This window comes from Kitasatospora sp. NPDC057015 (genome assembly GCF_042673745.1).
Classification (GTDB): Bacteria; Actinomycetota; Actinomycetes; order Streptomycetales; family Streptomycetaceae; genus Kitasatospora.
In genome coordinates this window covers 1-11,612 of the sequence record NZ_JBHUSG010000095.1, presented here as the reverse complement: position 1 = coordinate 11,612, position 11,612 = coordinate 1, and the positions used below count along the sequence as shown (strand labels likewise).

The window sequence follows — 11,612 nt, the reverse complement described above, 5'->3', positions numbered from 1 at the left end:
CGCAGGTGGTACCCCATGAACCCCGCACTGCGCAGCATCCTCAACCAACGCCACGCCACGACCACAACCAACCCCCAACCACCCCGACCCACGATATCGCCGGCAGGCGCCCTTCGTAGGGGTACCCGATGTCCATGAACAAGGCCGGTTCCTTCAAAGCCCGTCGATTCCGCAAAGCGGCAGCGGGTCCGGACGAATTGGGTGTGCGGTATTCCGCATTCGCCGGCCCCCCGGGGGGCGCAAGGGCGCCGATGTCCTGCGCTCCCCCTTCCTCGCAGGAAGAGGTTGACCACATGTCCGCCGTGGACAGTTCTTATCCTGTTCGGGTCGCCGCGTACCTCAGGTGCTACCCATATGACCGGTGGCAGATGGACACCCACCGCAGGGCGCTGAGCCTCTACGCGGAAAGGATCTGCTTCCCGGAGCCGACCTTCTTCATCGACAACGGCTGCCGCTCGCGGAATCCGCGCCCCGCGCTGGAGCGACTGGTGGGCCTGGTCGAGACCGGCGACTACCAGGTCGTGCTGATCCCCGGCCCGTTCGTCTTCTCACTCGACGACAGCCAGGCCAGCTCGGTGGCACGGCAGTTCGACGAGGCAGGATGCCTCCTGCTCGAACTCCCACCTCGGCGTTTGGTGATGAGCGCCGTGCCGTTCGGACAGGCCCCGCAAGGTTTGTCCGGGAGCACCGCTCCTGACGTCCCCATGCCGTCCCGGGCAGGGACCACACCGGCGGCGAGCCGGTAGGAGGAGTGAGCAATGATTCGGCAACGGGCCAACATGGACTGGATGCTCAGGGGGTTGGGGGAGGGCGTTCCGCACGTCCGTCACGTCGTCGTGCTGTCCGCAGACGGGCTGCGGATGGCCCAGTACGGCACCGACATTGACACCGCCGACAGCCTGGCCGCGGCCTGCGCCGGTCTATAGAGCCTGGCCACCACGGTGGGAGCGAATTCCCGCACAGGGACGGCCGGATGCGGCTGGTGGTGAATTAGCTGGGCGGCGGCTTCTTCTTCTACCTGGTGGCGGCCGGCGCCCGCGCGTACCTCACGGTGCCGGCCGAGGAGGGTGACGGCGCCGGGCTGATGGGTAAGCGGATGGGGAATCGCGTCGCGAGGATCGGCGAGCACCTCAGCACGCCGCGGCGAGGTGCTCCGTGGAGCGGTTGAGCCTGGTTTCGATATCACGCCGACGGTCCCAGCAGGCGCCCGGCCCTGGCTCCCGCATGCGGCCCCCGCTCGTACTGGACACCGTCGCCGCTGCCAGCGTCATCTCTGAAGTGCAGGGAGTCATGTCACCAAGCATGCCCTGAGCGGGGTTGCCCGGCCGACCCCAGTTCGGTCGGGGTGGCTCCGTTTCTACGCTCAGTAGGAGCGGCTCGTGTTTCTCGTCCCCATAAAGAGATTTGATGAATCGCCCCAAATTCCTTGTTGGACGCGCCCCGGCCGACTCTGATCGAATGGCGTAGGTCGGTGGTGTCTCCCCGATCACCGTGCACGCCAAGGCAGTTGCCCTCCTCCCTGCACGGCGGTCCTGCAAACCAGATACTGGAGATCCACCGTGTGCCGCCTTCGTGGTGTGGTCGCCGGGCACCGGGCCTCACCGGCCGGACTGCTGGGCGACGATCTCGACCGGTTCCTCGCAGTCGCTCCGGAGAACAGGCACAGGTGGGGGATCGGCTGGGTCGACGACAATAGGCGAATCGCCATCAGTAGTGAACCGCGGCCGACGCAGGGCAGTGCCCTCCTCGCCGCCCGGCTCGCCGGCACCCGCACCGACGCCGCCGTGCTGCACCTGCGGCTGGCGAGCTCCGGCCTCGATCCCGTCCTCTCCTCCTACACGCGGGGCCAGAGCGTGGAGTTCGCCCGCAACGAGGCTTATGAGTGGGAGCCCGGTTGCGCCTGGCACACCGGGCCTGCCTACCTCGACCGGTTCGACCTCAAGGCCGTCACGGAGAGCTCGGTGCGACAGGGCGGACTGCAGTCGCACCAGTTCGACAGGGTCGCCGCCGTCGCGCCCGCCAACCTCGCTCGGACAGCGAAAGACCCGAAGCTGAAGCTGCTCACCCACGAGAACTCCGGTATCAACCACGTCCTGCTGCTCAACACCTGGCTGGCGCCCATCGAGAACCTCAAGGTCCGCCGGGCGTTCCAGAGTTCCATCTCGGTGGAGGACATGGTGAAAGCGGTGTTCTTCGACTACGCGCGGGCTGCCGACGGCCTGTTCGGGCCGGCCACCCAGTACCACGACGCGTTGGTGCCCGGTCAGTGGGGCCATGACCTGGACAAGGCGGCCAGGCTGCTCGACGAGGCCGGCTGGACCGCCCGTGACGCGGACGGATACCGCACCAAGGACAGCGTCCGGCTCACCGTGCAGCTCACCTACAGCGACGAGGAGGCGACCGCCGAGGAGCAGACGATCTACCAGGCCGCGGCGCAGCAGGCCAAGCTCGCGGGCTTCGAGGTGAAGCTGCAGACGAATGCCAGGGCCGCCCAGACCGAGATCGAGAGCCGGGGTGACTACGACATCACCGGCCTCTTCCACGTCCGGGCCGAACCGGACATCGCCCGCACGTTCTTCTCGGGGTCCTTCGTCCTGCCGAACGGCACCAACTACGCCCGAGTGCAGGATCCGACGCTTGAGGAGCTGCCGGAGAAGGGCCTCGCCACTCCGGACGGTGCCGACCGCGAGGTCGTCTACCGCCAAGTTCAGCAGCGTGTCATCGCCCAGGCGTACGTGATGCCGACGTATGTGCCCTTCGGACGGATAGCAGTGCAGAACGGCGTCGAGGGAGCGGCTTTTGCCACCAACTCGACCCCACTGTTCTACGACACCTGGAAGCACTAGCGGATGGTCCGTCAACTATTCCTGCCGGCATGTGCCGGCCCCCGTATCGGGTCGTCCGCCCCTCTCCCGCTTCCGCGGACGTCCTGCCAGGCACCGTGAGGTGCTGTCGTGGATCCGCGCTCCCGGGCAGTCGCTTGCCCGGGAGCGCGGCTCGGCTACGTCGGGGCACGTCCCGTCCCTGGCGTTCGGCTCGCTCAGCTGTTTTTGCGGGAGCCTTGCTCGAGGATGGCCGCGAGTTGCGATTCGAGGCTGTCGCCGACCGGCTCCCGTCCGATGGGCGATATCTGGTGGGTGCGGGCGAGGAAGCCGGCCAGCGGGTGCGCCGGGGCGAACAGCTGCGCTTCGCCGTGTGGGGAGCGCAGCACGATGCAGACCTCTGGGCCCTGTTCCGGCTCCAGCGGGAACGGTAGCGGGAGGATGCACACATCGCCCTCACCGGCTGGGCCCTCAAGCCCGTCGCACAGGAGTTGACGGGCGAACACCCAGGTTGCGGAGGCTGTTTCGGAAGACCGGAAAGTGCAGCGGACCGCCAAGGGGTCTCGGGAGTCGTAGTCGAGGTCGACCGTGACTGGCAGGGCTGACATGTCCTGAAGGAGCAGCTCCATCGCGACTCGGCCCTGGACTGTGCTGTGCATGCGTCAGTACCTCTGGGTTCGTCCGGCCGGGGGCGCCGGGGCGTCGGCCCGCCGGGTAGTGCGGTTAGCGAGTACGGGAATCGCACTCGGGGTGATTTCCCTCGGGGTTCATCGTCCCGCCCGGGTCAGCATCTCGGCAAGTGCATCTTTTCAAATGGTGAAAAGTTTCTTCGCATGCAGCGGATTCGGCCAGAGCATGTGATGGGTTGTCGCATTCTGATACGCGCAGCCCCATGGGCAGTTCGCGATCAGAACGATTTGAGTGGATTCTGTGATCGTTGCACGGTGAAGGAAACAAGACGGCAACGATCGGATGTGTTTGAGCCCTCCTTGAGGTTCGGTCGATGCGCATTCCCTAGCGTTCCGTCTAGCAATGAATGAACCATTGGAACCACGGAAATGACGGAGGATTGATATCTTGAGCACGTCCGGGCCGACCACGGCGTCCCACCACCACTACCGCCGCTCGCTTGGCACGATCAGCCTGACGGCTGTCGGTCTCGGCTCGATCATCGGATCCGGCTGGCTGTTCGGCGCCGAGCGGGCCGCCCGGCTGGCGGGCCCCGCGTCCATCGTGGCCTGGGTGATCGGCGCCGCCGTCGCGCTCGCCATCGCCCTCACCTACGCCGAGCTCGGCTCGATGTTCCCCAAGGCTGGCGGCATGGTCCGGTTCGGCCAGTACTCGCACGGGTCGCTGACCGGCTACCTCGCAGCCTGGGCGAACTGGATCGCCATCGTCTCGGTGATCCCCGGCGAGGCGACCGCCTCCGTGCAGTACATGAGCTCCTGGGACTTCGACTGGGCCCGCCGGCTATACGACGGGAAGGAACTGAGTACCAGTGGACTCGCTCTGGCGAGTGTGCTGCTGGTCGGCTACTTCGCGCTCAACTGGTTCGCGATCACGCTCTTCGCCAAGACCAATACCGCCATCACGGTCTTCAAGGTGGTAGTCCCGGCGCTGACCGCCGGCAGCCTGATCCTTGCCCACTTGGACACCGGCAACTTCCAGGCCGCTGGTGGCTTTGCGCCCAACGGCTGGTCCTCGGTGTTCACGGCAGTCGCCGTCTCCGGCATCGTCTGGGCGTACAACGGCTTCCAGTCCCCGCTCAACCTCGCAGGCGAGGCACGCGACCCGGGCAAGTCGCTGCCGAAGGCAGTGATCGGCTCGATCGTGATTGCCCTGGTCATTTATGTTGCCCTGCAGATCGCCTTCCTCGGCGCCATCCCGGCGGGGGATCTCGCTGGCGGCTGGGGTGGCCTCGGCTACAACTCCCCGCTGGCGGACCTGTCGCTCGCCTGGGGACTCAACTGGCTCGCGCTGCTGTTGTACGCGGATGCCTTCGTCTCGCCGAGTGGCACTGGAATGATCTACGCCGCGACGACCTCCCGGATGATCCACGGCGTCCAGGAGAACGGCCATCTGCCGTCGATCTTCGGCCGGGTGGACCTGAAGACGGGTATCCCTCGCCCTGCGCTGCTGCTGAACCTCTTCATAGCCTTCCTCTTCCTCGCGGTCTTCCGAGGCTGGGGCTCCCTGGCCGAGATTGTTTCGGTAGCCACCGTCATCTCGTATGTCATCGGACCGGTTGCAGTGATGGCCCTGCGCCGCCTTGCACCCGACCTTCCCCGCCCGGTGAAACTGCGCGCGATGCCGGTGATCGCCCCGGTCGCCATGGTCTTCGGCTCGCTGGTGCTGTACTGGGCCCGCTGGCCGCTGACCGGCAAGGTCATCGTGCTGATGGCCGCAGGCCTGCCGATCTGGGCCTGGTACGAGCTGCGCAAGCCACTGGCCGAACTGAAGTCGCACCTGAAGGCGGGCGCGTGGATGGTCGGCTACCTGTTCGTCATGGCCGGCGTCTCCTGGGCCGGCGGTTCGGAGTTCGGCGGCCGGGGCTATCTGCCTTCGGGCTGGGACCTGCTGGTGGTCACCCTGATCGCTCTGGCGTTCTATGCCTGGGGTGTGAGGAGCGCCTGGAACAGCCCCGCTCTTGAACAGGTCCGCCAGGAGCTGGCAGCCCCGGGCGAGCCGGACGAGAGCCGTCCCTCGGTTGATGCCGACTTCGGTACCGGTAGCGGTGGGGAGGACGTGGTGTTCAGCGGTGGCCTGTCCGCCCACTGACGGCCTCCCGGCAGGCGGAGCCAACTCTCTCGCCCCACCCTCACTCCCAGGGGTGATCCATGTCGCAGCCCTCCGACAGCCCTCTAGCTGTATTGACCACGAGCGTTGTTGACAGGCGTAGAGCTTGATCCTGGCGAAGACCTCCGGTGTGGTGGAGGTGTCTAGGCTCCACACCACACACGGAGGTCTTCGTGTCCCACCGTATTGCCCGGCTGACCGTGCACAGCAGGCGGACCCTGGTCGACCGCGTCCAGGCAGCCCGGTCCGTGGCCCACATCGGGCCGAGATGGGCATCCCCCGCGCCAGCGCCCACAAGTGGGTCCGAAGCTGTCGCGCGGAGGCGATGCCGGCCTGCGCGGCTGACCCGGGCGGCCGCACACCACCCCGAACCGCACGCCCACCGACACCGAGGCTAAGGTGTGCGACCTGCGACGCGAGCGGAAGCCGGGCCCCGCCCGGGTCGGCCCCATCCTCGGCCTTGCACCCTCGACCGTCCACCGGATCCTGGCCCGCCACGGCCTGCACCTACTCGCCTTCATGGACCGGCCCAGCGGCCAGGTCATCCGCCGCTACTCACGCGAGCGCCCCGGCGAACTCGTCCACGTCGACGTGGAGAAGCTCGGCCGGATCACCGAAGGCGGTGGCTGGCGGGTCCATGGCCGGGCCGGGAGCTGCCACGGCAAGACCGGCGGCGGCTTCGACTACATCCACTCCGAAGTCGACGACCACATCCGCCGCGCCTAGAGCGAGGTCCACCGCGACGAACGGCCGCCACCTGCGCAGACTTCCTACGCCGGGCGGCGGCCCGCTTCGCCGAGCAAGGTATCGACCACATCGAACGGGTCCTGACCGACAACACCTGGAGCTACCGTAGGTCAAGCCTGTGGCGGCAGGCCCTCAACGACCTGGGCACCACAGGAAGGCTCACCCGTGCCTACCGGTCACAGACCAACGGCAGGGTCGAACGCTTCAACCGCACGCTGGCCGACGGAATGGACTCTGAGGCCAACCCCCGTTCAGCGGTGTCAACAACGCTCGTGGTCGTACACCTAGCTGTCGCATGCTGCTGAGCTGCGCCACCGTCCTAGACACTGCGGGTGCCGGAGCCATTGTCGCCAGCTGCGCCGCCTCCCCACCGTCCGGCGCCGGCAGTGCGCCCGTCGGGCTCGGTGCGGCCAGTGAGGTACCGAGCGGTGGTGGCGCTGTGTACGCCGACCAGAAGATCGTGGTCACCCAGCCGGCCGCTGGCCAGTACAAGGCCTTCAGTGCCTTCTGCACCTACAGCGGTGTCTCGTGGACGACGTGAGGAGCAGTCTGATCGAGTGCTCCTGCCACGGCAGCACCTTCGCGATCGTTGACGGCACGGTGAAGGAGGGGCCGGCGTGGACGGCGCTCCCCGAGCGCAAGGTCACCCATCAGGACGGCAGGCTCCAGGTCACGAAGGCCCGATGGCGGACGCGCGGTGGCCCCCGGCGTCCCTCGCCGGGTGTGTGACAGGCGCCACCGCGCGGTTGGTCCGGCAGGGCGCGGGCCACAGCGGCGGTCGATGGAGCGGCGGGCCCGGCGGCGGTCGATCAGTGCCGTGCTCCCGAGCAGGAGGGGGTCCGCTCGGGAGCACGGCATGATCCGGTGGCACCGCCCACCGGCCGGGATCCCCGCACAGGGAGGGTTACGGGGATCCGGGATCAGGGGTCTGGCTGGTGTAGCCGGACAAGAAGGCGGCAGGCCGGGGCGGTCAGCCCCGAGATGTCATGCGGACACGCTCCGAAATATCCTGCGGAAGCCGGGTCCGTCCTTCGTGAACCACCCTGCCAGATCGCCGTAAATCCTGGAACCGAGTAATTAGCGCAATGGGGAGATGGTGGTCACCTGGCCCAGGGAGCAGGCACAGCGGCGATGAACTGTGGGAAACCGCACCGACCGGCTGCCCATTCTGTACGGATCCGGTACGCACGCCGGATTTCTACCGGCAGCATTCGGGAGACCAACCGGCTATCATCAAATTTCCCTCAAGAAGCTTGCCCAGGAAAGGCGCACCTTCGTAGGGTTTGCCGCGAGTGGCCCGTCAGAACGCGTCACCCACTGGAGAGGACGCCGGCGCGGCAATCCCGCCCGGTGGTCGCGAGGTCTGTGCCTGAGCGCCGGCCGACGCAATCCGTCGGCCGGCGGGCGCGGTGACCGGCGCGGCCGCCTCGGCAGATTGCTCCCCTCCCATCGGCCGGACTGAAACCTCGCAAGCCGACCCCCTGTTCTGCGGAGCAGCGACTCCATGCTCGCCGACCCACCGAGCGAAGCGGCAGGGCCGCGGGTGCGGGCGGGCCGGAATGTTACCGAAAGCTCCGTGAAGCCATGAGCTCTGAAGATGCCGAAGACCCCACGGTCGCGTCCGGCCGCGCTGTCGCCCTTGCAGCGCTGCAGCGGGCCAGCGCCCGAGCCCTGTACGGCGAGGTCGGGCGGGCCCGCGAACGTGGGGTGCCGTGGCGTGACCTCGCGGCGACGCTCGACATGCCGGCCATGACACTGCACCGGCAGTTCAGCTCCGGTCGCGGCGTGGTGGCGGTCGGCCCGAAGGACGCGGCCGACGGGTTCGAGCTCGGAAACCATCGGGCAGTCCTCGGCAGGTCACCGGTCAACTCCTCCGCCACGCGCCCCAGGACGGCCACGGAGCTCTGGATGGACGGTGACCCGCCCTCCGCATTCGATCGCTTCGTCGGGCGTGAATCCGAACTGGCCGACCTTCGCTCACTCTTCAGCAGCTCACGACTCGTGACCCTCACCGGGCCGCCCGGAGTCGGCAAGACCCGGCTCGCGCTGGAACACCTCTCCCGGGTCCGGGCCCCCGGGGACGCCCCCGTGCGGTGGGTGGACCTCGCGCCGCTGCCGGACGTGGCTCTGGTGGGCCCGGCCGTGGCGGCCGCCGTGCACGCGGGCCTCCTCTTCACTGGCCCGGTGGACTCCGTCGTCGCGGAGCGTTGCGGCGAGCAAGCGGTACTGATCGTGCTGGACAACTGCGAGCACGTGGTCGACGGTTGCGCCGACGTGGTTGAAAGACTGCTGGTCCGCTGCCCGCAACTGCGTATCCTGGCGACCAGCCGGGAGCCGCTGCGCGTCCGCGGCGAAGTCAGCTTCCCGGTACCGCCGCTGCCCGTAACCGCCGATCCTCCCGACCGAGCCGCCGCCGTCCGGCTGTTCGCGGACCGGGCACGAACGGCGGACCCCGCTTTCGCCCTCACCGAGGAGATGACCGCGACGGTCGCGGAGGTGTGCGCCCGCCTCGACGGCCTTCCGCTCGCCATCGAGCTTGCCGCCCGGCAAGCGACGGTGCTCCCGCCGGACCGACTCCTTCCGGAGCTGGCGCGGCGCCTGGACCTGCTGGTGAGTCGCTTGCGATGCGCCCCTGACCGCCATCGAAGTCTTCGTCGGACGATCCACCGCAGCTACGACCTGCTGGACCCCGAGGAGCAACGGGTCTTCCGGGCGCTGTCGGTGTCCCTCGGGAGCTTCGACGCGGATTTCGCCGCCGCGCTGTGCCGCGGCGAGCGGCCGACGGCCGCCGTCTGGCCTGTTCTAAGCAGCCTGGCGGCCAAGTCCCTGCTGATGCCAGACCCCCCGGGCCGGTTCCGCGTTCTCGAGTCGTTGCGAGTCTTCGGGATGGAGAAGCTCCATGCCGCAGGTGAGCAGGCCGTTGTGCACGAGCACCTCCTCGCATGGGCGGCGGAGCTGGCCGAGGGCATGCTGATGGGGACGGATAACCGCGAGGCCATCGGCAGTGTCGACGCCGAACGTCACAACCTGCACCACGCCGTCCGAATCGCCGAGAAGTCCCGTGACCGGCGGCTGCCACTTGTGGGGGCGGCCCTTGCCCTGTGCTGGGTCCGTCGCGGAGACCATCAACTCGCACAGCACCTGACCAAGCGTCTGTTGGGGACTCAGGCGCGTAGTTCGCCGGGACGCGCCCACCTTGAGTCCGTGCGGGCCTTCGCCTCCTGCATGCGCGGTGATACCACCGAGGCGTTCAGGGCCGCCCGGTCTGCGCTCGACCTCGCACAGACCCTTTCGCACCCCGAGTTGACGGCCCGCGCGCTTGCCGCGCTGAGCCGCGCACACAGCGGCCTGGGGGAGCATGGGAGGGCGCTGGCCGCCGGCCACCGCCAGGTCGCGATGCTGCGCCCCACCCGCCGAGCCCTCCCCCTGGCCACAGCCCTCAACGACCTCGCTTGGGTTTCCCTTCCTGCAGGGCTCACCGACCAGGCCAGGCACCACGTTGAGGAGGCGCTGGTGCTCCTGGACCCGGACAGTGCGCCCGAGGCGTTCGGTACGGCCCTGCATACGGCCGGCAGCGTCGCACTGGCCGCAGGCCACTTCGACCAGGCCGCTGTGCACTTCAGTACGTCGCTCTCTCGGGCGACGGCCGACACCGACACCACCCTCTACAACCTGGAGGGACTCGCGGTCACTGCCCTCGCGACCGGCGCTGTCGAACGCGGGCTCCGGCTGGCCGCTGCGGCGGCCAGAGTGCGGAAGCAGACCCGGGTCGCCAGCACACCGTGGTGGGCGCGCATGCTGTCGGACTTCGTCGACCGGGCCCGCGCCTCGCGGCAGCCCTCCCGGACGGGCGCCACTGACCTGAACCTCGAAGAGGCCATCCGCTACGCCCTGCGATGCGAGCCGGCCGAAGCCCTCGGTACGGGGGCCGGCCTTACCCGCCGCGAGAGCGACGTGGCAGAGTTGGTCGCGCAGGGCCTGACGGACCATCAGATTGCCGCGCGCCTGCACATCTCGACTCGTTCGGTGTCCAATTACATCACCAGGATCCGGACCAAGCTCGATCTGCCGACACGGATCCATGTCGCGACCTGGGTCGTGTCCCGCATGCCCGCCCGTCGCGAGGGAGCCGCTCCGGTCTCGGGGGTAACCCTGCGAGCTTCGAGATGAGCAGAATGACACCGAGCTCTCCGAGCCGTCTACGGGGCCGGCGGGCGGGCCGCTTGCCGGACTGATCAACCGTGGCAGGGCCCTACTACGCGAGAACCCGGTGCTAGACGGTCACGACGATCCGCCCTGGAAGACGTGTCGGCAACTCGGCCTCGACGCCCGCGCCTTCGACCCGACGGGCGACCGGCCGGCCGCCGCTCTCGTCCGCCGGGCCGAAGGCGGTGTCGGTGCCCAATGCTGGTCGGTATGTGTCGGCTCGGACTTGCCAGTGACCGCCCTGTGGGTGCCACCTCGGAACAGATCGGCTTCGTCCGGACCATGACGAGCGGTACCCGGACCGGCTTCGGCTCCCTGACCGCCGACGGTGGAGGCCGCGATCGCCTGCTGGTTTTCCTCGGGCAGGCGTCCGATGTCACCATGCGTGACGTGCTGCGGGTGTGCGAGGTGCCGATGGTCTTCCTGCACTCCTCCGCCGGCGCCCTCCGTGACCATCCGCGCAACATCCCAGACGAGGTGCTCGCCGGGTTGCCGGCCAACGGCGGTGTCGCGATGGTCACCCTCGTCCCCAGGCTCGTCTTGTCCGAGGACGTCGGGTGGACTCTCGCAGCCGACAGGCAGCTGCGTGCGCACGGCTTCTGGCTGCTGGTGCGCACGCACGTGGCGGCGGACTGCCGCCGCGCGCTCGAGGCCGGCCGCCCGCCCCGTGCCGCCACCCTCGCCCCCGTCGCCGATCACCTGGACCACATGCGGGAGATGGCTGGTATCGACCATCTCGGCATCGGCGGTGACCATGACGGCACCGCCGCCATCCAGTCCGACCCGGACGGCGTCTGCGGCCCCCCTCGGCTGATCGCCGGACTTCTCCTCCGCCGCTGGTCCGAGGCCGACGTCGCCAAGTTCACCTGGCGCAACGCGGTGCGTGTGCTGTGAGCCACCGAGGGCGTCGCTCGCGAACTCCGTTGTGGCGGACGGCGGTCCGCCCGCCACCGGCCGACATGTGGACGTGCTGAACGGCGGAACCGGTAGGCGCGGACAAACCCGCGCTGGGCGAATCGCGGGATTCGCCCAGCGCGGGTT

The 11,612-nt window shown here is 68.6% G+C and carries 8 protein-coding genes and 2 pseudogenes; 8 read left to right on the top strand and 2 right to left on the bottom strand.

The features are described from left to right. The first annotated feature begins 368 nt into the window (after positions 1 to 368). The 3 genes and pseudogenes from ACFTWP_RS40740 to ACFTWP_RS40730 all read left to right on the top strand — a co-directional run bounded on the left by ACFTWP_RS40740 (position 369) and on the right by ACFTWP_RS40730 (position 2,846). Positions 369 to 746, top strand: coding sequence for a hypothetical protein (locus ACFTWP_RS40740; protein WP_380270247.1), 378 nt, complete (start codon positions 369 to 371; stop codon positions 744 to 746). A gap of 12 nt (positions 747 to 758) precedes the next feature. Further along, a pseudogene (locus ACFTWP_RS40735) lies at positions 759 to 1,168 on the top strand (roadblock/LC7 domain-containing protein). Between the two features lie 391 nt (positions 1,169 to 1,559). Beyond that, positions 1,560 to 2,846, top strand: coding sequence for an ABC transporter substrate-binding protein (locus ACFTWP_RS40730; protein ID WP_380270246.1), 1,287 nt, complete (start codon positions 1,560 to 1,562; stop codon positions 2,844 to 2,846). Positions 2,847 to 3,040: 194 nt separating this feature from the next. On the opposite strand, the gene ACFTWP_RS40725 is transcribed toward ACFTWP_RS40730, so the two are convergent. After that, positions 3,041 to 3,481 (bottom strand): SsgA family sporulation/cell division regulator, encoded by a 441-nt coding sequence (locus ACFTWP_RS40725; RefSeq protein ID WP_380270245.1) that lies wholly within the window; start codon positions 3,479 to 3,481, stop codon positions 3,041 to 3,043. A gap of 418 nt (positions 3,482 to 3,899) precedes the next feature. Between ACFTWP_RS40725 and ACFTWP_RS40720 the strand changes: the two genes are divergently transcribed. The 4 genes and pseudogenes from ACFTWP_RS40720 (at position 3,900) to ACFTWP_RS40705 (ending at position 10,535) form a co-directional block, all read left to right on the top strand. Next, positions 3,900 to 5,600, top strand: a complete 1,701-nt coding sequence (locus ACFTWP_RS40720; RefSeq protein WP_380270244.1) for an APC family permease — start codon at positions 3,900 to 3,902, stop codon at positions 5,598 to 5,600. 191 nt (positions 5,601 to 5,791) lie between these two features. After that, positions 5,792 to 6,589, top strand: a pseudogene (locus ACFTWP_RS40715) (DDE-type integrase/transposase/recombinase); the annotation flags it as partial. Positions 6,590 to 6,902: 313 nt separating this feature from the next. Next, positions 6,903 to 7,094 carry a Rieske (2Fe-2S) protein gene (locus ACFTWP_RS40710; protein ID WP_380270243.1) on the top strand — a complete coding sequence of 64 codons (192 nt, stop codon included), beginning with the start codon at positions 6,903 to 6,905 and terminating at the stop codon, positions 7,092 to 7,094. A gap of 855 nt (positions 7,095 to 7,949) precedes the next feature. Next, the gene (locus ACFTWP_RS40705) at positions 7,950 to 10,535 is read left to right on the top strand and encodes an ATP-binding protein (protein ID WP_380270242.1); all 2,586 of its coding nucleotides are present in this window, start codon (positions 7,950 to 7,952) and stop codon (positions 10,533 to 10,535) included. Positions 10,536 to 10,638: 103 nt separating this feature from the next. On the opposite strand, the gene ACFTWP_RS40700 is transcribed toward ACFTWP_RS40705, so the two are convergent. Further along, positions 10,639 to 10,770 (bottom strand): hypothetical protein, encoded by a 132-nt coding sequence (locus ACFTWP_RS40700; RefSeq protein WP_380270241.1) that lies wholly within the window; start codon positions 10,768 to 10,770, stop codon positions 10,639 to 10,641. Between ACFTWP_RS40700 and ACFTWP_RS40695 the strand changes: the two genes are divergently transcribed. Then, positions 10,770 to 11,465 (top strand): membrane dipeptidase, encoded by a 696-nt coding sequence (locus tag ACFTWP_RS40695; protein ID WP_380270240.1) that lies wholly within the window; start codon positions 10,770 to 10,772, stop codon positions 11,463 to 11,465. The two genes, ACFTWP_RS40700 and ACFTWP_RS40695, sit on opposite strands and share 1 nt — an antisense overlap. The last annotated feature ends 147 nt before the right edge of the window (positions 11,466 to 11,612 follow it).